The sequence below is a fragment of the Acuticoccus sp. I52.16.1 genome (assembly GCF_022865125.1).
Classification (GTDB): domain Bacteria; phylum Pseudomonadota; class Alphaproteobacteria; order Rhizobiales; family Amorphaceae; genus Acuticoccus.
The window spans coordinates 1998502-2018807 of sequence record NZ_CP094828.1 but is presented as its reverse complement, the minus strand read 5'-3'; the positions used below and the strand labels follow the sequence as shown (position 1 = coordinate 2018807).

At 69.1% G+C, this 20306-nt stretch carries 22 protein-coding genes; 17 read left to right on the top strand and 5 right to left on the bottom strand.

The window, feature by feature from the left end; translation table 11 throughout:
• Positions 1-164: 164 nt before the first annotated feature.
• From MRB58_RS09025 to MRB58_RS08955, 15 genes are all read left to right on the top strand, one after another.
• A complete protein-coding gene (locus MRB58_RS09025) occupies positions 165-794 on the top strand; it encodes a hypothetical protein (protein WP_244781386.1) in 630 nt (209 codons plus the stop codon).
• A complete protein-coding gene (locus MRB58_RS09020) occupies positions 791-2494 on the top strand; it encodes a methyl-accepting chemotaxis protein (protein WP_244781385.1) in 1704 nt (567 codons plus the stop codon). Before MRB58_RS09025 ends, MRB58_RS09020 begins: the two co-directional genes overlap by 4 nt.
• Before the next feature lie 277 nt (positions 2495-2771).
• Positions 2772-3326 (top strand): F0F1 ATP synthase subunit delta, encoded by a 555-nt coding sequence (locus MRB58_RS09015; RefSeq protein ID WP_244781384.1) that lies wholly within the window; start codon positions 2772-2774, stop codon positions 3324-3326.
• 1 nt (position 3327) lies between these two features.
• The gene (atpA, locus tag MRB58_RS09010) at positions 3328-4884 is read left to right on the top strand and encodes a F0F1 ATP synthase subunit alpha (RefSeq protein ID WP_244781383.1); all 1557 of its coding nucleotides are present in this window, start codon (positions 3328-3330) and stop codon (positions 4882-4884) included.
• 27 nt (positions 4885-4911) lie between these two features.
• Positions 4912-5805: a F0F1 ATP synthase subunit gamma gene (locus MRB58_RS09005; RefSeq protein ID WP_244781382.1), complete on the top strand. Its 894-nt coding sequence runs from the start codon at positions 4912-4914 to the stop codon at positions 5803-5805.
• Positions 5806-5944: 139 nt separating this feature from the next.
• Positions 5945-6688, top strand: a complete 744-nt coding sequence (locus tag MRB58_RS09000) for an FkbM family methyltransferase (RefSeq protein WP_244781381.1) — start codon at positions 5945-5947, stop codon at positions 6686-6688.
• On the top strand, positions 6685-7440 hold the full coding sequence (locus MRB58_RS08995) for an FkbM family methyltransferase (RefSeq protein ID WP_244781380.1): 756 nt from the start codon (positions 6685-6687) through the stop codon (positions 7438-7440). The genes MRB58_RS09000 and MRB58_RS08995 overlap by 4 nt, the downstream gene beginning before the upstream one ends.
• 125 nt (positions 7441-7565) lie before the next feature.
• Entirely contained in the window at positions 7566-8984 is a 1419-nt protein-coding gene (atpD, locus tag MRB58_RS08990) for a F0F1 ATP synthase subunit beta (RefSeq protein ID WP_244781379.1), read from the top strand.
• Positions 8985-9218: a hypothetical protein gene (locus tag MRB58_RS08985; RefSeq protein WP_244781378.1), complete on the top strand. Its 234-nt coding sequence runs from the start codon at positions 8985-8987 to the stop codon at positions 9216-9218. It begins immediately after the preceding gene.
• Entirely contained in the window at positions 9218-9610 is a 393-nt protein-coding gene (gene atpC / locus MRB58_RS08980; protein ID WP_244781377.1) for an ATP synthase F1 subunit epsilon, read from the top strand. The genes MRB58_RS08985 and atpC overlap by 1 nt, the downstream gene beginning before the upstream one ends.
• A 70-nt stretch (positions 9611-9680) precedes the next feature.
• Complete coding sequence (locus MRB58_RS08975) at positions 9681-10259, top strand: hypothetical protein (protein WP_244781376.1); 579 nt, start codon at positions 9681-9683, stop codon at positions 10257-10259.
• 251 nt (positions 10260-10510) lie between these two features.
• Positions 10511-11356, top strand: coding sequence for a metal-dependent hydrolase (locus tag MRB58_RS08970; RefSeq protein ID WP_244781375.1), 846 nt, complete (start codon positions 10511-10513; stop codon positions 11354-11356).
• Complete coding sequence (locus MRB58_RS08965; RefSeq protein WP_244781374.1) at positions 11353-12162, top strand: class I SAM-dependent methyltransferase; 810 nt, start codon at positions 11353-11355, stop codon at positions 12160-12162. The genes MRB58_RS08970 and MRB58_RS08965 overlap by 4 nt, the downstream gene beginning before the upstream one ends.
• 88 nt (positions 12163-12250) lie before the next feature.
• The gene (gene ahcY, locus MRB58_RS08960; RefSeq protein ID WP_244781373.1) at positions 12251-13666 is read left to right on the top strand and encodes an adenosylhomocysteinase; all 1416 of its coding nucleotides are present in this window, start codon (positions 12251-12253) and stop codon (positions 13664-13666) included.
• A 197-nt stretch (positions 13667-13863) separates the two neighbouring features.
• The gene (locus MRB58_RS08955; protein WP_244781372.1) at positions 13864-14982 is read left to right on the top strand and encodes a pyridoxal phosphate-dependent aminotransferase; all 1119 of its coding nucleotides are present in this window, start codon (positions 13864-13866) and stop codon (positions 14980-14982) included.
• Between the two features lie 29 nt (positions 14983-15011).
• On the opposite strand, the gene MRB58_RS08950 is transcribed toward MRB58_RS08955, so the two are convergent.
• Entirely contained in the window at positions 15012-15290 is a 279-nt protein-coding gene (locus MRB58_RS08950; RefSeq protein WP_244781371.1) for a hypothetical protein, read from the bottom strand.
• A gap of 325 nt (positions 15291-15615) precedes the next feature.
• On the opposite strand from MRB58_RS08950, the gene MRB58_RS08945 reads away from it, so the two are divergent.
• Positions 15616-16716 (top strand): calcium-binding protein, encoded by a 1101-nt coding sequence (locus MRB58_RS08945; RefSeq protein WP_244781370.1) that lies wholly within the window; start codon positions 15616-15618, stop codon positions 16714-16716.
• 28 nt (positions 16717-16744) lie between these two features.
• Here MRB58_RS08945 and MRB58_RS08940 read toward each other — a convergent pair whose 3' ends face one another.
• The 3 genes from MRB58_RS08940 to MRB58_RS08930 form a co-directional block, all read right to left on the bottom strand.
• A complete protein-coding gene (locus MRB58_RS08940) occupies positions 16745-17893 on the bottom strand; it encodes a DUF3095 domain-containing protein (protein ID WP_244781369.1) in 1149 nt (382 codons plus the stop codon).
• A gap of 193 nt (positions 17894-18086) precedes the next feature.
• Positions 18087-18293, bottom strand: coding sequence for a hypothetical protein (locus MRB58_RS08935; protein WP_244782093.1), 207 nt, complete (start codon positions 18291-18293; stop codon positions 18087-18089).
• Positions 18294-18404: 111 nt separating this feature from the next.
• Positions 18405-18893 carry a YtoQ family protein gene (locus MRB58_RS08930; RefSeq protein ID WP_244781368.1) on the bottom strand — a complete coding sequence of 163 codons (489 nt, stop codon included), beginning with the start codon at positions 18891-18893 and terminating at the stop codon, positions 18405-18407.
• Between the two features lie 171 nt (positions 18894-19064).
• Here MRB58_RS08930 and MRB58_RS08925 point away from each other — a divergent pair, with 171 nt between their 5' ends.
• The gene (locus MRB58_RS08925) at positions 19065-19364 is read left to right on the top strand and encodes a YrhK family protein (RefSeq protein ID WP_244781367.1); all 300 of its coding nucleotides are present in this window, start codon (positions 19065-19067) and stop codon (positions 19362-19364) included.
• 78 nt (positions 19365-19442) lie between these two features.
• On the opposite strand, the gene MRB58_RS08920 is transcribed toward MRB58_RS08925, so the two are convergent.
• Positions 19443-20306: a BA14K family protein gene (locus MRB58_RS08920; RefSeq protein WP_244781366.1), complete on the bottom strand. Its 864-nt coding sequence runs from the start codon at positions 20304-20306 to the stop codon at positions 19443-19445.

Sequence of the window (20306 nt, the reverse complement as noted above, 5' to 3'; positions counted from 1 at the left end):
GTCGCGGGGTTCGGCCCAAGTCCATTCAGTTTCGCAAAGCTGAATACACGCCTCTCGGAAGCCCCGAGAAAGGTGCGCGCACTACTTTTACGCTTGGCGTTCGGTCTTGGCGTGTGCGGAACCTGCCAGAGCCACTGAACAGCACCAGTTAAAAGGAGGGCGCCTTGCGTCAAACAACACTCGCTTGCGCGACCGCACTGTCGATCTTGGCGAGCACATGGCTCGCGACGGGATCGACGGCTGGGGCGGTCGAGGTGGAGAAGGGGCTCACGGCGTCGCTCATCACCGAGCAGGTCATCGCCGATGCGCGCCAGTTCCTGGCCAATCCGCTGGTCGCGATGTCGGTCAAGATGCAGAACGAGAAGCGGCGTGGCTTCACCCAGCAGGAGATCGAAGCGCTCGACGAGGTGTGGCGGGCGGAGCGCAAGACGGCGCGCAAGCCCCTCATCGCGGCGACGATGTCCAGCCCGCTGTCGACCTATCTGACGCGCGTACAGGCGCGCTCGATCGGTCTCTACAGCGAGATCTTCGTCATGGATGCCTACGGCCTCAACGTCGGCCAGTCGAGCATCACCTCCGACTATTGGCAGGGTGACGAGGGCAAGTGGCAGAAGACCTTCCTCATCGGCCCGGAGGCGATCTTCGTCGACGAGGCGGAGTGGCACGAGGACACCCGCACCTGGCGGGCACAGCTCAACATGACCGTGAACGATCCGGATACCGGCAAGCCGATCGGCGCGGTCACGATCGAACTCAATCTCACGGAACTTCAGCGGCGGGCGTTCAAGCGATGATGGCCAATCTCTCGATTTCGAAAAAGCTCTGGGTCGCGTTCGCCGGCATCATCGCGGTGACGATGCTGTCGGCCGGATTCATCCTGTACGAGTCGCTGAAAGTGGTGAACGGGCTCGAAGAGAGCGGCCGCCGGTCCGAACAGCTGGAGCTGGTCGACGCCTGGCACCGCGCCGCGTCCGACACGCACGCGGCGCTGCTGGCGTACATCAACAGCGGCGACGTCACCAACGCCGAGCGGGTGGAAGGCGGCTTCGCCCGGTCCGACGCGGCGCAGCGGGACCTGTCGCGCGTGGTCGACCCCGGCGCGGACCTGTCCGGCGACGTCAGCACGCTGGCGCGGCTGCTGGAACAGTGGCGCAGCGAGGTCGCCGAGACCCAGCTCGACGAGATGACCGATCCGCTGACCTTCGACATGGCGCGCCTGCGCGAGTTGTCGGTCCTCAATCAGCGCCTGTGGAGCGACATCGACCGCGGCTTCGCCAAGATCAGCAGCGAGTCCGGCCGCGCCCTGACGATGCAGCGCGAGTACCAGCTGCGCGACCTGAAGTTCCTGATGTACGGCTCGCTCGGGTCGGCGGTCGTCATCCTGGTCGTCTCGATGGTGATGGCCATCGTCATGCGGCTCGGCGTCGCACTGCCGGTGAAGCGCCTGGCGGAGACCACCGGGCGCCTCAAGGACCACGACTGGTCGGTCGAGATCGAGGGCACGACGCGGGGCGACGAGATCGGCGAGATGGCCCGCGCGCTGGAGGTGTTCCGCGAGCAGGGCGAGCACAACGAGGAGGTCGAGGCCGAGCACAAGCGCGAGGCCGAGGAGAAGGCGCGCCGCGCCGAGGAGATCACCGAGGCGGTGCGCGGCTTCCGCGGCCAGTCGAGCCAGCTTCTGGCGCAGCTGTCCGAGGCGGGCATCAAGCTCGACGGCGCGGCCACCTCGCTCGACGACGTGGTGGGCGCGAGCTACAGCTACACCCGCACCGTGAACGACGCGGCGATGGCGACCGGGCTCAGCGTGAAGGGCGTGGCCGCCGCGGTCGAGGAGATGACCGCCTCGATCCACGACATCTCCGGCCAGCTCCAGAACGTCTCCAACCTGACGCAGACGACCACCGACGCCACCGAGACGGCGACGGCGAAGGTCAACGGCCTCAAGGAACGCTCGGACGAGATCCACCAGGTGGTGGACCTGATCAACGGCATCGCCGGGCAGATCAACCTTCTCGCCCTCAACGCCACGATCGAGGCGGCGCGGGCCGGCGATGCCGGCAAGGGCTTCGCGGTCGTCGCCCACGAGGTGAAGCAGCTCGCCGACCAGACGGCCAAGGCGACCGAGGACATCGGCCGCGTCATCGGCCACGTCTCCAGCGAGGTGGACGAGGTGGTCCAGGCGATCGGCCTGATCTCCAGCTCGATCGCGGAGGTGAACGGCAACTCCGCGGCGGTCGCGGCGGCGGTCGAGGAGCAGTCGGCGGCGCTGGGCGAGATCTCGCGCAACGTCAACGAGGTGTCGGCGCAGACCACGGGCGTCGCGGACAACGTTCAGGGCGTCGAGAACAAGGTGGGCGAGACGCGCCAGGTGGCGACGAGCGTCAACCAGCTCTCGAAGGCGCTACAGGCGTCGAGCAACGACCTGTCGGGCAGTATCGACGCGTTCATCGGCACGGTGGCCAACGACGACGTCAGCGCCCGCTCGGCGGTCTGACGGGCGGCACCGCCGCCGATCCGAGCCGCGGCATTGCGCGCGACGGCCTTCGCCCGGTCGACCTTCGTGTCGGCCGGGCGTTTTGCCGTCGCGGGCGGCGTTCGGGGCGGTTCTGGTCGGGGAGGGCGGGCGCCGGTCACCTTTGCGGAACAAAAACCTCGCCCCCGGCGGCCGGTTCGATGGCTTTACGCGGCCCGCCGACGTTGCGCCCCAAATACGCGTATGCTAAGCGCGCCGCTGTCCCCCCACGGGCAAGACGAACACCAGAAAGAGCGCCTTGGCTACATCCGAATCATCAGGCGTCGCTGAACGCTATGCATCCGCGTTGTTCGACCTCGCGCGCGATCAAAACGCGCTCGATGACGTCGAGTCCCATGTGACCACACTTCGCCAGATGATCAGCGAAAGCGATGATCTGCGGCGACTTCTGGAGAGCCCCGTCTTCAAGGCGGAGGATCAGATCCGCGCCCTGGACGCGGTGATGCAGTCGCACGGCGTGTCCGGCCTCGTGGCGAATTTCGCCAAGTTGACGGCCCGGAACCGCCGCCTCTTCGCCTTGCCGGACATGTTGAAGGCGTACGGCGACCTGATGGCCAAGCACCGCGGCGAGACGCTCGCGGTCGTCACCAGCGCCGAACCCTTGAACGACGAGCAGCTCGAGACGCTGCGCCGGGTGCTGTCGGAGAAGACCGGCGGCACCATGAAACTCGAGACGATCGTCGACCCGTCGCTCATCGGCGGCTTGATCGTTCGCCTCGGCAGTCAGATGATCGATACTTCCGTGCGCACCCGCCTCCAGGGGATGCGCCAGGCCATGAAGGAAGCCGCATAAGATGGACGTTCGCGCCGCCGAAATTTCGGCCATCCTGAAAGACCAAATCGCCAACTTCGGCAATGACGTCGAAGTTTCCGAGGTCGGCCAGGTGCTGTCCATCGGTGACGGCATCGCCCGTGTCTACGGCCTCGACAAGGTGCAGGCCGGCGAACTCGTCGAGTTCCAGGACGGCACCCGCGGCATGGCGCTGAACCTCGAGGTCGACAACGTCGGTATCGTGGTGTTCGGCGACGACCGCAGCATCACCGAAGGGCAGACCGTCAAGCGCACCGGCGCCATCGTCGACGCGCCGGTCGGCATGGGCCTCCTCGGCCGCGTGGTCGATGCGCTCGGCAACCCGATCGACGGCAAGGGCCCGATCCAGTACGAAGAGCGCCGCCGTGTGGACGTGAAGGCGCCGGGCATCATCCCGCGCAAGTCCGTGCACGAGCCGATGTCGACCGGCCTCAAGGCGGTGGACGCGCTGATCCCGATCGGCCGCGGCCAGCGCGAGCTGATCATCGGCGACCGTCAAACCGGCAAGTCGGCGATCATCCTGGACACCTTCCTCAACCAGAAGCCGATCCACGACGCAAACGACGAAGCCAACAAGCTCTACTGCATCTACGTCGCCGTCGGTCAGAAGCGCTCGACCGTCGCGCAGTTCGTGAAGGTGCTCGAAGAGTCCGGCGCGCTGCCCTACTCGATCGTCATCGCCGCGACCGCCTCGGACCCGGCGCCGATGCAGTTCCTGGCCCCGTTCACCGGCACCGCCATGGGCGAATTCTTCCGCGACAGCGGCAAGCACGCCGTGATCGGCTACGACGACCTTTCCAAGCAGGCCGTCGCCTACCGCCAGATGTCGCTGCTGCTGCGCCGCCCGCCGGGCCGTGAAGCCTACCCGGGCGACGTCTTCTACCTGCACTCCCGCCTGCTCGAGCGCGCCGCCAAGATGGGCGACGAGGCCGGCAACGGTTCGCTGACCGCCCTCCCGGTCATCGAGACGCAGGGCAACGACGTGTCGGCCTTCATCCCGACCAACGTGATCTCGATCACCGACGGCCAGATCTTCCTCGAGACGGACCTCTTTTACCAGGGCATCCGTCCGGCGGTGAACGTCGGCCTCTCGGTGTCGCGCGTGGGCTCCTCGGCCCAGATCAAGGCGATGAAGCAGGTCGCGGGCAAGATCAAAGGCGAGCTCGCCCAGTACCGCGAGATGGCCGCCTTCGCCCAGTTCGGCTCCGACCTCGACGCCGCGACGCAGCGCCTGCTCGCCCGCGGTGCCCGCCTGACCGAGCTCCTGAAGCAGCCGCAGTTCTCGCCGCTGACCACGCAGGAGCAAGTCGCGGTGATCTACGCCGGCGTGAACGGCTACCTCGACGAAGTGCCGGTCAACAAGGTCGGTGCCTACGAGGAGGGCCTGCTCTCCCTGATGCGCGGCCAGCACAAGGACGTGCTGGAAGGCATCTGGGACAAGAAGCAGCTGACCGACGAGCTGACCGAGAAGCTGAAGTCCATCGTCGAGGGCTACACCAAGCAGTTCAAGAGCCAAGAGGCGCCGGCGAAGGCTGCGTAAGCCCGCCGCCGACACCGGGAATTCATAATGGCGTCTCTGAAGGACCTCAAAGTCCGCATCGCCTCCGTCAAGGCGACGCAGAAGATCACCAAGGCGATGCAGCTCGTCGCCGCCGCCAAACTGCGCAAGGCGCAGGAGGCGGCGGAGTCCGCGCGCCCCTATGCCGAGCGCATGGCGGCGGTGCTGGCCAACCTCGCGCAGCTCACCGAAGGCGATCCGGACGCACCGATCTTGATGACCGGCACCGGGTCCGACCAGCGCCACCTCCTGGTGGTCTGCACGGCGGACCGCGGTCTCGCGGGCGGCTTCAACTCGTCCATCGTCAAGAAGGCGCTGGCCGACGCGCAGAACCTCATGCTGGCCGGCAAGGACGTCCAGTTCCTCTGCGTCGGCCGCAAGGGTTTCGACATCCTCAAGCGCGGCTACCGTGACAGGATCGTCGAGCTGGTCGACTTCAAGTCGATCCGCAAGATCTCGTTCGCCGAGGCGCACCTGGTGGCCGACAAGGTCGTCAGCCGCTTCGAAGCCGGCGAGTTCGACGTCGCGACCGTCTACTATTCGGCGTTCCAGAACGTCATCAGCCAGGTGCCGACCGGGCAGCAGCTGATCCCCGCCGCGCCGATCATCGGCGAGGACGAGGACACCGAGCTGCAAGCCGAGGGCGGCGGCGTCTACGAGTACGAGCCCAGCGCGGCCGAGATCCTCCAGGCGCTGGTCCCGCGCAACATCCGCGTGCAGATCTTCCGCGCGCTCCTGGAGAACGACGCCTCCGAGCAGGGCGCCCGCATGACCGCGATGGACAATGCGACGCGCAACGCCGGCGACATGATCGACCGCCTGACCCTCGAGTTCAACCGGACCCGCCAGGCGCAGATCACGACGGAGCTGATCGAAATCATCTCCGGCGCCGAGTCGCTCTGAGGCACACCGCCCCCGATCCGTCGGGGGCGTGGCCGCGCCGGCCAACGGTGCGGCGTTCGCCTGCGCGCCGCCGATTTCGACACGACCCGGCCCCCGAGACCCCGCGACCGCGCCGCGAACCGCGCGACGAGAGCGTTGGATGCACACGGACGACGACTTCGAGATCATGAAAAACGAGTACGGCGCCTACGCCGTGCCGAAGTCGTACCACATGCGCGTGCTGCCGAAGGTGCTCGCCCGCGGCAAGGTCTACGAGCCGCAAACCATCAAGTACATCTGCGACCATGCCGCCGATGGCGACGTGGTCACCGGCGGCGCCTTCATCGGCGACTTCCTGCCGGCGATCTCCAAGGCGCTGGCGCCGGGCAAGCTGGTCCACACGTTCGAGCCGAACCCGCTGTGTCATGAGGCATGTCGCCGCACCATCGAGCTGAACAAGCTGGCGAATGTGCGCCTCCACCAGGTCGCGGTCGGCAACAAGCCCAACAAGCTCCCCTTACGCGTGCACGACTTCGACAAGGACGAGCCCGCCGCCGCGCAGAGTGCGCTCAACGCCCGTGCGAGCGCGGAGGACGAGGGCTACATCGAGGTCGACGTGGTGCGGGTCGACGAGCTGGTCGAGCGCGGCCGCAAGGTCTCCGTCATCCACCTCGACATCGAGGGATTCGAGCGCCAGGCGCTGCGCGGTGCCGGCCGGCTGGTCCGCCGCTTCCATCCCAAGCTCGTCATCGAGGGGCGGCGCACCACCGCCGAGTGGCTGGCCCAGTCGTTCCCCAAGGCGGGCTACCAGGAGGTCGGCGCCTGGGAGAAGAACCGCATCTTCGAGGCGACCAATGCTCCCGTGGTGCGGGCGCGCCCGGCCGGCGCCCGGCGCCCGTCATGAGCGCGCAAGCCGAGAAGGTGGGCCGCAAGACCACCGGCGACACTGCGGCCTACTCGGTCGCCTACCGCCCGGCCAAGGTCGGCGCCGAGACGCACTTCGTCCCGGCCTACGCCGCCGGCCGCCCGGCCTCGAAATGCGTGCTCGACGGGCGACATTTCGAGCCGATGACGCACGCGCTCGTCGCCAAGCTCTTCGCCGACCGGCCCGGCGACATGGTGCACGCCGGGACGTTCTTCGGCGATATGCTGCCGTCCTTCTCCAAGGCCTGCCCCGGCCGCGTCTACGCGTTCGAGCCGGTGCTGGAAAATTACGTGCTCGCCAAGCAGTGCGTGGAGGCCAACGGCCTCGCCAACGTGCTCCTCACCAATGCCGGCCTGGGCGAGCGGATCGACGTCGCCTACATCGACACCGGCGAAAAAGGTCACCGCGGCGGCGCGTCGACGATCTCCGAGCGCGGGCAGCCGACGATGCTGACCACCATCGACGCCTACGCAATCGCCGACCTCTCGGTGCTTCAGCTCGACGTCGAGGGCCACGAGATGGCCGCCCTCGCCGGCGCACGTGCGACGATCGAGCGCTGCAAGCCGGTCATCCTCGTCGAAGACAAGAAGCGTCAGTGCGACGAATTCCTCGAGGCGCTCGGTTATCGCCGTGCAGGACGGCTGCCGGGCATCTTCGCCTGGGCGCTGCCGCAGGACAAAAAACGCGTGAGGCCTTTCATTCGCGAGATGCGACAGGCAGAAGTCTCATGATCGGCGCGATTGTCGCCCCCCACCCCGTTTTCTTCTCAGGACGTCACCCTTAAGGTCGCCGTTGTACTGGACAATAGCGCACCACCGGTTAAGAAGCGCGCGACGAACGCGCGAAGGCAGAGGATATGGCTGAAGCTACCGGACAAGTTACCCAAGTCATGGGCGCCGTCGTGGACGTGAAGTTCACGGAGCATCTGCCCTCCATTTTGAACGCGCTCCACACGGACAACAACGGGCAGATGCTCGTGCTCGAGGTTGCCCAGCACCTCGGCGAGAACACCGTGCGCTGCATCGCCATGGACGCGACCGAGGGCCTGTCCCGCGGCACGCCCGTGTCCGATACCGGCATGCCGATCGAGATGCCCGTCGGTCCCGGCACGCTCGGCCGGATCATGAACGTGATCGGCGAGCCGATCGATGAGGCCGGCGAGATCCCGCACACCGAGACGCGGCCGATCCACGCCCCCGCCCCGGCCTACACCGAGCAGTCGACCGACGCCGAGATCCTGGTCACGGGCATCAAGGTCGTCGACCTGCTCGCCCCGTACGCCCGTGGTGGCAAGATCGGCCTGTTCGGCGGTGCCGGCGTCGGCAAGACCGTGCTGATCCAGGAGCTCATCAACAACGTCGCCAAGGCGCACGGCGGTTATTCCGTGTTCGCCGGCGTCGGTGAGCGGACCCGCGAGGGCAACGACCTCTACCACGAGATGATCGAGTCCGGCGTGAACAAGCCGGGCGGCGGCGAGGGCTCCAAGTGCGCCCTGGTCTACGGTCAGATGAACGAGCCCCCCGGCGCCCGCGCCCGCGTCGCGCTGTCGGGCCTGACGATCGCCGAGAACTTCCGCGATCAGGGCCAGGACGTGCTCTTCTTCGTCGACAACATCTTCCGCTTCACGCAGGCGGGTTCCGAGGTGTCGGCGCTTCTGGGCCGTATCCCTTCGGCGGTGGGCTATCAGCCGACGCTGGCGACCGACATGGGCGCCCTGCAGGAGCGCATCACCACCACCACCAAGGGCTCGATCACGTCCGTGCAGGCGATCTACGTGCCGGCCGACGACCTGACCGACCCGGCGCCGGCCACCTCGTTCGCCCACCTGGACGCGACGACCACGCTGAACCGGTCGATCGCCGAAAAGGGCATCTACCCGGCCGTGGATCCGCTCGACTCCACGTCGCGCATGCTCTCCGCGCAGATCATCGGCGAGGAGCACTACAACACCGCGCGTGAGGTGCAGCAGATCCTCCAGCGCTACAAGTCGCTGCAGGACATCATCGCGATCCTGGGCATGGACGAGCTGTCGGAAGAGGACAAGCTCACCGTCGCCCGCGCCCGCAAGATCGAGCGGTTCTTCTCGCAGCCCTTCCACGTCGCCGAAGTGTTCACCGGCAAGCCGGGCGTTTTCGTCGAGCTGGCCGACACCATCAAGGCCTTCAAGGGCCTGGTGAACGGCGACTACGACGATCTGCCCGAGCAGGCCTTCTACATGGTCGGCACGATCGACGAGGCGATCGAGAAGGCGCAGGAACTCGCCGAAGCCGCGTAAGTGGCCGCGGCGGACACACCGTGCTGCGCATCCCTCGCCGAGGTCCTCGCGGGCCCCGGCGAGGGGGCCGAGCCGGCGCTGTTCGTCGACGATGACGGGGTGCTGACGATGGTCGTGGCGACCCTCCCCACCCCCGGCGGCCTCGGTTTTTTCGACCGGCCCGTGCTGTATTGCCCGTTCTGCGGAACGGGCCTTCAGACCCCAGAACAGATCAACGCTAAGGCTGAGTCCTGATGGCCACCTTCCCCTTCGAGATCGTCTCCCCCGAGCGGCTCCTCTTCTCCGGCGAAGTCGAGGCGGTGAAGCTCCCCGGTGCAGAGGGCGAGTTCCAGGTCATGGCCGGCCACGCGCCCCTGCTGGCCCTCCTCGATCCCGGCATCTTGGAAGTGACCGGCGGTGGCGCCGCCGGCGAAAAGCTCTTCATCGACGGCGGCTTCTGCGACATGAACGGCGTCACCTGCACGGTGCTGGCCGAGTCTGCGACCCCGATCAGCGAGCTGTCGGCCGGTTCGATGACGGCGATGATCGAGGCGGCGCAGAAGGAAGCGGCCGAGATGGAGCCCGCCGACCACGACGAGGCGATGCGCCGCATCTCCGTGCTGCACATGGTGCACTCGCAGCTCTGACGATCGTGACGACCCGCGGAACCGTTCCTTCACGAGCGCGTTAGCAATGCGACGTATCGTGAGGAACGCAATGATCCGCTTGATCGCCGCCGTCGTGGGTGCCGCCGGGCTCGCCGTGGCCGCCGCCGGTGCGCAGACCGTCCCGGACGACGAGCCCGCGACCATCGCCGAGCTCGCTGCCTCTCGGCTCGGCGACGACATCCCGCAGCCGTCCGCCGACCTCGCGCAGGTCCAGGCCGAGCCCGCGGCCGGCGAAGAAGCCGCGCCCCCCACCGCGCCCGACACGCCCGCCGCGCAGCCGAAAGAACCGGTCGCCGCCGAGGCCGTCACGCCCAGCGAAGAGGCCGAGGCCGAGGCGACCGCCGACGCGGTCGAGGCCGCGACCGCCGAGCCGAACCCGGACGAAGCGATCCCCGCCCCCGCCTCGCAGACCGACGAGCCGATCTCCGTGCAGGAGCTGCAAGCGAGCTACAACGCCCGCTTCGCCGACTACGACGCCCGTTTCCTCGACTACGACCTGCGCCTGGAAAGCCTCCAGCGGCGCATCGCCGACCTCGAGATCGCGGCCGAGCCGGACACCGGGGACACCGTCGCCGAAGCGCCCACCGCGCCCGACGGCGAGACGCCCGAGGTTCCGTCCTCGCAATGACGGGCCGTGCCCGCCGCCTCTTCACGGCGGGCTGCATTATGCGCTACACGCAGGGCAGCATTGCGCCGACCGCGCGGTTTTAGCCATTCGACGGCCATGGTACAGCGAGACCGTGCGGGGCCGCCGCTGGCGACACGCGGCCCGCCCAATGCCGCAGTCAACCTGACGAGCCCGGCGGCCACGGCGCAACGGTGTCGGTCCTTCGCCGCGAGCTTCGCAGGGGGGCGTGCGCACCGCGATCCGGGGGCCTCATGGACATCATCGCACGCAACCTCCGCTTCGGCATCTCCGGCGATCCGCAGCGCCGATGGTTCGACGACGACCTCGTCAAATCCGCGGCCGTCGACGCCTTCTCGATCTTCCTGCCGGAGGGGGAGCGGTTCTTCATCCGCTCACTGCGCCACTATGCGCCGCAACTCGACGATCCCGAGCTGAAGGCGGAGATCAAGGGTTACTCCGTCCAGGAGGCGTACCACACCCGCGAGCACGAGGATTACAACGTCGCCCTGCGCTCGCTCGGCTACGACATCGACGGGATGGAGGAGACCGTGCGCAAGGTGCTCGGCCGGGTGAAGCGCCCGATCGACCGCCTCCTCGTCACCTGCGCCATCGAGCAGATCACCTACGGCACCTCCAAGATGATGCTGAAGACGCCGGACCTGTTCGACCAGTCGGCCGACCACTACGGGTGCCTCTGGATCTGGCATGCGGTCGAGGAGCTGGAGCACTCGGCCGTCGCCCCGCACGTCCTGACCGCCGCCACCCCGCAGATGTCCGGCATCCAGCGCTACGTCATGCGCACCGCGGCGATGGCCGGCGTGCTGGCGCTCTTCTACCGGCTGTGGATCCGCCACACGGTCGCGATCGCCGTCGCCAACGGGCGCAAGCGTGGGCCCAAGCTCTACGGGCGCATCGTCTGGCTGCTGTTCGTGCGGCCGGGCCTGCTGCGCCGCACTTCCTCCGGCCTGCTGCGCTACTTCCTGCCGTTCTACAATCCCATCGCGCCGGAAGACGCGAGGCTGCTCCAGGCCGGCCGCGCGCGGCTCGACAAGATGCTGGAGACCGCGCACCTGCCCCAGCCCGTGTCCGCCGCGTGAGCCGCGCCTTCAACCGCGTCCTGCGGGCGGCCGAGCGGGGCGAATATCCCAAGACGCTCAAGTTCATCTGGAAGCGCTGGTACCAGGCGATCTCGCTGATCTCCTCCGAGCGCGCCTTCGCCTTCATGAACTACGGCTACCTGCCGCCGGATCCGGTGCCGCTGGCGGCGGAGGACGAGCCCAACCGCGCCTTCATCGGCCTCTATCATCAGGCGGTCGAGGGGTTGCCGCTCGCCGGCGCCCGCGTGCTGGAGGTGGGCAGCGGCCGTGGCGGCGGGGCGGCCTACATCGCCCGCACCTTCGCCCCCGCCGCCGTCGTCGGCGCCGACTTCTCGTCCACCGCCGTCAAGCGCGCCCGCCGCTTCCATGCCGACGTGCCGAACCTCACCTACGAGGTCGGCGACGCGGAGGCGCTGCCGTTCGCCGACGCGAGCTTCGACGTCGTCGTCAACATCGAGTCCTCGCACTGCTACGCCGACGTGCCGGCCTTCGCGCGGGAGGTGGCGCGCGTCCTGAAGCCCGGCGGCACATTCACCTGGGCCGACATGCGCAACCCCGCGATGCTCCCCGCGCTGGACACCGCGTTCGCCGTGCCGCGCCTCGAAAAGGTCGCCGAGACGGACCTCACCGCCGGCGTCGTCGCCGCGCTCGACGCGACCGACGGCGACAAGCGCGCCCGCCTCGCCCGCTACCGCTGGGCGGGCCGCGTGTTGCAGGAGTTCGCCGGGGTCAAAGGCTCGGTCCTGCACAAGGGATTGCGCAAGCGCGACGTCCTCTACCTGGCGCGCCGCTACCGCAAATCCTGAGCCATGCTGGAATAACGATATCTTTATATCCTTGATCCGAAGCGCCGGGCGCCATATAGACCCGTCAACGGAAGGACAAGGAATCCACATGGCCCTCGCAGACACCGCTCCCGCGACCGACTACATCGTCAAGGATATCGGCCTCGCCGACTACGGTCGCACCGAGATCGAGATCGCCGAAGTCGAGATGCCCGGCCTCATGGCCGTGCGCGAGGAGAACCGCGCTGCGCAGCCGCTGAAGGGCGCGCGCATTGCGGGCTCCCTCCACATGACCATTCAGACCGCCGTCCTCATCGAGACGCTGGTCGCGCTGGGCGCCGACGTGCGCTGGGCGTCCTGCAACATCTACTCCACGCAGGACCACGCCGCGGCCGCCATCGCCGCCTCCGGCACCCCCGTCTTCGCCGTCAAGGGCGAGACGCTGGAGGAGTATTGGGAATACGCCGACCAGATCCTCGATTGGGGCAACGGCGAGACCTGCAACATGATCCTCGACGACGGTGGCGATGCCACCATGCTCGTCATGCTCGGCTCCAAGGCCGAGACCGATCCCTCCGTGCTCGCCAAGCCGGGGAACGAGGAGGAGGAGTACCTCTTCGCCACCATCAAGAAGCGCATCGCCAAGGACCCGACGTTCTATTCGCGCTGCAAGAAGGCCATCAAGGGTGTCTCCGAGGAGACGACCACGGGCGTTCTGCGTCTCTACCAGATGGAGAAGCGCGGCGAGCTGGCGTTCCCGGCGATCAACGTCAACGACTCGGTCACGAAGTCGAAGTTCGACAACAAGTACGGCTGCCGCGAGTCGCTGGTGGACGCCATCCGCCGCGGCACGGACGTCATGATGGCCGGCAAGGTCGCCATCGTCGCCGGCTACGGTGACGTCGGCAAGGGCTCGGCCGCCTCGCTCGCCGGTGCCGGCGCCCGCGTTCTGGTGACCGAGATCGACCCGATCTGCGCCCTCCAGGCAGCCATGGACGGCTTCGAGGTCGTCACCCTCGAGGACGCTGCCCCGCGTGCCGACATCGTCGTCACCGCGACGGGCAACAAGGACGTCCTCACGGTCGACCACATGCGCGCGCTGAAGGACATGGCGATCGTCTGCAACATCGGCCACTTCGACAACGAGATTCAGGTCGCCGGCCTGAAGAACATGAAGTGGAAGAACGTGAAGCCGCAGGTGGACCTCATCGAGTTCCCGGACGGCAAGCGGATGATCCTCCTCTCCGAGGGCCGCCTCGTGAACCTCGGCAACGCGACGGGTCACCCCTCGTTCGTGATGTCGGCCTCGTTCTCGAACCAGACGCTGGCCCAGATCGAGCTCTGGAACAACGGCGGCGCCTACGAGAACAAGGTCTACGTGCTGCCCAAGCACCTCGACGAGAAGGTCGCCGAGCTGCACCTCGCCAAGCTGGGTGCCAAGCTGACCAAGCTCTCCGCCGAGCAGGCCGACTACATCGGCGTCGGCGCCGAGGGTCCGTTCAAGACCGACCAGTACCGCTACTGACGGGTCGCCGCGGGCCGTCGCTCCGGCGGTGGCCCGCGGCGGCTGACGGCCTCTTCGGGCCGATCCTTCGGGCATGTGCGGCCGGTTCCGACCGGCCTCTGTCGGCGGTCCCCTGGTGGGCCGCCTTTTTCGCATCTCGGCCGTCGCGCGCTCGGCGGCCTCGCCAACTCCGGCCCAACCCGCATTCGAGGCCCCCGATGCTTCCCTTGACACCCCTTGCGGCAGCGCTGCCCTCCACCGTCCCCTTCGTCGGACCCGAAGCGCAGGAGCGTGCCCGCGGCGCCGCCTTCCGTGCGCGCATCGGCGCCAACGAGAACGCCTTCGGGGCCTCGCCGCAGGTCGCCGAGGCGATCGCCGCCGCCGGGCCCGACGCCTGGCAGTACGGCGACCCGGAGAATTTCGAGCTGAAGCAGGCGCTCGGCGCGCACTACGGCATTTCCCCCGCGCGCATCGGCGTCGGCGAGGGGATCGACGGCATCCTGCAGGTGATCGCCCGCCTCTTCGTGACCGACGGGACCGCCGTCGTCACCTCCGCCGGCGCCTATCCCACCTTCAACTACCACGTGAACGGCTTCGGCGGCCGGCTCGTCACCGTGCCCTATGCCGGCGACCACGAGGACCCCGACGCCCTCGTCGAGGCCGCCCACCGTGAGAGGGCCGCGCTCGTCTATCTCGCCAATCCCGACAACCCCATGGGCACCTGGCACGACGCCGACCGGCTCGCCGCGATGATCGACCGGCTCCCCGACCATGCCGTCCTGGTGCTCGACGAGGCCTACGTCGAGTTCGCGCCCGCCGCGGCGCAGATGCCGATGATGCTGGAGCACCCGCGCCTCATCCGCCTGCGCACATTCTCCAAGGCCTACGGGCTGGCGGGCCTGCGCGTCGGCTACGCGGTCACCACGCCGGAGATGGCCACCGCGTTCGACAAGGTGCGCAACCACTTCGGCGTCAACCGCATCGCCCAGGTCGCCGCGCTCGCCGCGCTGCACGACCAGGCGTGGTTGCGCCACATGCTGGCCGAGGTCGACGCCGCGAAGGTGCGCATCGGCGCCATCGCCGCCGCGCACGGGCTCACCGCGCTCCCCAGCGCCACCAACTTCGTCGCCCTCGACACCGGGCGTGACGGCACCGTCGCCCGCGCGCTCGTCGCCGCGCTCTCGGCCCGCGGCGTCTTCGTGCGCATGCCGTTCGTGGCGCCGCAGAACCGCTGCATCCGCGTCACCGCCGCGCCCGACGCCGCGCTCGACGTGCTGGACGCCGAACTCGCCGGCGCGATGGCCGAGGCGACGGAGGTCGTCGAGGCCGCCGAATAGGGAAGGGCGCCGTCTAGGAAACGGGGGCCTCAGCGCCCCCGGAGCCGCCCGTCCGGGCCGATGAGGTCGGGCGACGGGTCGCGCCGCGTGCGCTCCAGCGTGCCGTAGGTCACGCCGTATGTGCCGCGCGCCACCGGTTCGTACTGGTCGCCGCCGTCGTAGGACGCGTTCGGTCCGCGCCCCGGCACCAGATCGTCGTCGTAGACGATCCCGTCGCGATAGCTGAGTTGCGTGTCGCCGAAGCCGTCGGCCGCGGCCATTCCGCCGAGCGCCACAAAGGCGGCGGCGCCGATCACGATGCGGTTCATCACACACGTCTCCCACTCGACAAAGAGGGCCCCGCGCGCCACCCGCGCGACCGGCCCGTCCGTGCCCCAGCCTACAACTTAATTCCTGACGAAGTCGTTAGACCCCGGCTCGCACGCTGCGGCCCGATCACGTCGGCCGTCCCCGCATCACATTCACGAGAGAGTTGATGCCGAGCGTATTTTAATCTTGCGCGAAAACTGGAACATGCGGGCCGGAACTTCTCGATTTTCGCGCACCGATTTCATATTCGGTCGTTGGAGTCGCGGCTTACCCGCGGCACCGCGCCGCCGATCTTTGACCGATTCATCCCGAGAGGAGGCGCGCTTGGCCATCAAGTTCGGCTTCGACTTTTTCGATTCGCTCGTCGGCACCACCGATGCCGACGTCCTCATCGCCCGTGGTGGCGACGACATCGTCATCGGCGACCATGGCCGCGACTGGCTGGACGGCGGCCCCGGCGGCGACCTCCTCGTCGGCGGCCGGGTCGTTCCCAGCTCGCTCAACGAGGCCGAGTTCTTCGACCACGACGACGACGTCCTCATCGGCGGGCTGGGCGACGACACGCTCGTCTCCGTCGGTGGCCGCGACATCATCGACGGGGGCGAGGGCGAGGAGGTCGACCAAGGCGACTTCGTCGTCGTCAGCCGGCCGGATCATCCCACCGCGCTCAAGGTCTTCGGCCGCGACGCCCCGCGCCTGCCGGCCGCGATCGAGCTGCTCGACGGTCAGGCGATCGTCGTCAGCGACGGGACCATCGTCGTCAACGTCGAGAACCTGACCTTCCGCGGCACCGTGGGCTCCGACAGGGTCCTCCTCGCCAACGTCACCTCGTTGGACACCGCCGTCATCCGCGGCAACGCCGGCGGCGACGTCATCATCACCGATCGCAGCGTCGACAGCCTCTTCGGCGACGCCGGCGACGACTATCTCGCCGCCGGGGCCGAGGACGACAGCCTGGAGGGCGGCCCCGGCGACGACACCGCGCGCGGCGGCGCCGGCGACGACGTGATCCTCGGCGGACGCGGCGACGACCTCCTGAACGGCGGCCGCGGCGACGACGAGGTCTACGGCGACGGCGGCGACGACACGCTCGTCGGCGGTGCGGGGAACGATACCCTAGGCGGCGCGGGCCCCTTCGCGCCGCAGAACGTCTTCGATACCGACGTGATGACCGGCAACGGCGGCGCCGACCATTTCCTGCTGATCTTCGGCGCGATGAACGAGGACGTCATCACCGACTTCACCCGTGCCCAGGGCGATACGATCGAGATCCAGTTCGGGATCGGCGTCGACCGGCAGGACGTCGAGATCGCGGTGGCGGACCGTCGCGCCGGCCTCTTCGAGGTCACGGTCGACGGCGAGGGCACGCATACCTTCACCGCCGAGGGCGCCACGCTCTTCGACCTCGACCTGTCCTTCTTCTGACGCCGGCCGCGTCGGTCGGGGGAGCCGGTCAGGCCAGCTCCAGGCGCTTGCGCGTCAGTTGGGCCGCGGCCGCGGCGTACCCGCCGCCCGCCCCGTCGACGAAGTGGAAGTGCCCGTCGTCCTGGTAGGAGGGGACGATGCAGGTCATCAGCGCCGCGTCCTGGCGGTGGATGCCGGCAACCAGCGCGCCGTCGCTCTCGGCAGCGTCGATCACGGCCATCAGCTCGGCCTCCAGCGCGGGGTCGCAGTCGATCGTCAGGTGCAGCGCGTCGCCGAACTTGCGATAGTCGGCGTTGTCGGCCACCGCGTCGCGGTAGCTGGCGGGGTTGAAGGCGCCGAGTTGCAGCCCGGTGCGGAAGAGCACCCAGCCGAGCACGTTGTGCGCCGCCACCGCCAGCGCCTCGGTGAGGCGCGCCCAGCCGCCGCGCCGCGCCAGCGCCTCCAGCCATATCCCGCGCGACAGCAGCGCCGGCTGCAACGCGGCCGCGTCGACCGGCTGGAACCGCTCCGCCTCGCCCAGCACGGCGATGATCCTGCCCACCGCCTGGCGGAACGCCACCCCGCCGCGTGGCCCCGGCACCACGATCACCGAGACCATCGCCCCGTGCCGCGGCGCGATCGGCCGCCAGCGGCACGAGAGGCCCGTCAGGTCCGGACGGGAGCCGGGGGCGGCCGGTGCCACCCGGTGCTGGCCGGCCTTCATCCACCGCTCCGCCTCGGCGACGCCGCCGCCGTCGAACATCGCGTAGGCCACCGGCGGTGCGGGACGGAAGAGCGCGACCCGCACGTCCTTGGCCGCCGCCCGCAGCGCCGCCACAGGCACGATCGCCGCGCGCTGCTCGAGGCCGAGATCGTCCCGCACCCAGGCCGCCGTCTCGGCGAGGGCGCGCTCGGCGGCCTCGCGGTCGCGCGCCGGCAGTGCGAACGCGCACCCGTCGCCGCCGAACGCGAAGGGAAAGTGCGGCGTGCCGAGCCGGTTCATCACCGCCGAGATCGCCGCCGACCCGGCGACGTTGACCGCCTTGTAGCGCCCCGCGAGGATCGCCTGCGTGGAATCGACGACGTCCGTCAGGCCGACGAACCAACCGTCGGGCAGCGCCGCATAGAGGGTGGGGTCGGTGACGCGGCCGAAATCGGCGAAGGATGGATAATCGTCGAGCCGGCTGTGATCGGCCATCGCGGGCGCCCTCGGGACGTTGCTGTCCCTTCATACGTAGGCGCCGCCGTGCCGGAGGGCAGCCCGGCAACACGAGGGCGTGACCGCTCCGCTGGCCCGTCCGAGCGGCGCAACGACGTCCCGCATGCGTGCTGGCGGCGCCCATGGGGGTGGCCCTGCTCCATCAGTCGACCCGAACCGAGGGAGAAGGGCGCTAGGCCCGCCGCTCCAGGCTCGCGAGCGCCGCCATCGGCTCGACCGAGGGCTCCGGCCGCAGCACGATCACCGCCGCGAACAGCACGAACGCGACGACGACGAGCTTCCAGGCGTCCGCCCGCCGCCGCAGGCCCGGAAGCCCCAGCGGGCGGATCAGGTGGGCGATGATCGCCAGCGCGATGATGACGGAGATGATTCGGGTCATGCCGCAAGCGTAGCGCATCGCCGCCCCCCGGCCTACGCAAGCCGTCCGAGCTGAGCGAGCGGCCGGCGAGTGCGGGGCGCGACGGGCAGCGCGGGAGGGGAGCGGTGCCGCCTACCGCACCAGCGACAGGTTGGGGCTCGGCCGCTCCAGTTCGCCGCGGGTGACATAGCGCAGGATCGCGCTCACCTGCTCGGGCGTCTCGCACACGGCCAGTGCCTGGGCGTCCACCTCCTTCAGCGGATGGGTGTGCTCCTTGGCGTGCATCACGATGTAGGGCGTGCCGAGGGCGGCGGCGTAGCCGGCGTCGAACGCGGCGTTCCACTGCTTGTACTTGTCGCCGAAGCGGATCACCACGAGATCGGCCTCACCGATCAGCGTGCGCGTGCGCATCGCGTTCAGCTTGGCGCCCTTGTGGTCCTTCCAGAACGGGTTCTCCTCCGGCCCGAGGATGGTCACGCCGCAATCGTCCGATGCGTCGTGATCCGTCACCGGCCCGGTGAGGTTGACGGGGAGGTCCATCTCCTCGCAGGCGATGGCGATCTGATCCCGCCAGTCGGTGTGGATCTCGCCTGAGAGGTAGACGGTGAGTTCGACGTCCATGTTCGGTCCTGTCGCGTTCCTTGCTAGGCACGGATCATAGGGGATCCGCGCCGATTTGCGACCCACGCCGCCCTGCCGACGCGACGGTGGCCTCGCCCGCGGCGCCGGGGGTTGCCGTGCGCCGCCGCTGCCGCACCTCGTCCATTGTCGCAGTCGCAGAGCGAGGGACGCATGGCACAGCACGATGAACGCGAGATGTTCGAGCCGCACTCCGACCTGTCGCCGCGCGAGAGGCGCATCTATGCGGCCTACGAGCTGGCCTACACGCTGGTCGATTTCGGGGCCGCGGCGGCCTTCCTCGTCGGCTCGGTGCTCTTCTTCCGGGATGCCACGAAGACGGCGGGCGTGTGGTGCTTCGTGGTGGGCTCGCTCCTCTTCGCGGCCAAACCGTCGATCCGCCTCGCCCGCGAGCTGCGCCACCTCGGACGGGGCGACGTGCAGTCCCTCGCCCGCAAGGCCGCCGGCGACTGACCGTCCCCGCGGCCGACGAAAAAAAGGGCCCCCGGAGGGGCCTTTTCGTCTCATGTCGGAGCGAGAAGGGCTCGAAGATCAGCCGCGGTAGACGCAGAAGTGGCGGCGGCCGTCGTAGCCCAGGAACGTGCCCGTGTTGGGGTCGAAGCTGCGGTAGCGGGCGTCGCACCAAGCGAACCACTCGTCGGTCCACGGCTCGAACGACTGCGTCACGACGACGGTGGTGGTGTTGGACCAGGTCGGGATCGTCGCCGCGATCACGCCGATCGCCGGGGCCCAGATCCAGGCGCTGTTGGCCCAGTAGTACCAGCCGTCGTAGGCCGGGCGCCAATAATAGCCGTTGTGGTAGCGCCGGTCGCCACGCCACCGCGGGTCGCCATTGTACCAGCGGCCACGGCGGTAGTAGCGCGAGCCGTGGTGGCCGGCGTGACGGCGGGCGTCGGGCCGGCGGTGGCCGTTGTGGGGCGGTCTGCCGGCGTGCGGGCGGCCGCCGCTGGGGCGCCCGCCGGAGGGCCGCCGGCCGGCGTCGCGCATGTCACGGCGCCACCGCTCGTAGCCGCCCGGCCGGTTGTACGGGCCGGGGGCCTGACCGCGCACCGTCTGCCGCGCTGCCGGGCTCGTCCCCATCCGCGCCGAACGCGGCACGCCGCCCCGGATCGCGTTGCGTGACGGCGCACGGCGCGCGGTGCCGCCGCGCGGAAGGCGCCGGGGCGAGGCGCCGGCGCGCGGTGCCCGCCCGCCGCCGCCGCGATAGGCCGAGCGCCCACCGCCGCCGCGGGCCTGCCCGCCACGGTTCTGCACCGCCACAATGCCGTCCGGCCCGGCGCCGAGTGCGCTCTCCAGCCCGCCCGAAGGGAGGCCCATCGGGCCGGCGGCGCGCACCTCGAACGGCTGTGCCAGGCACAAGACCGCCGCCGCGGCCGCTGCCAGGATCACTCGCAT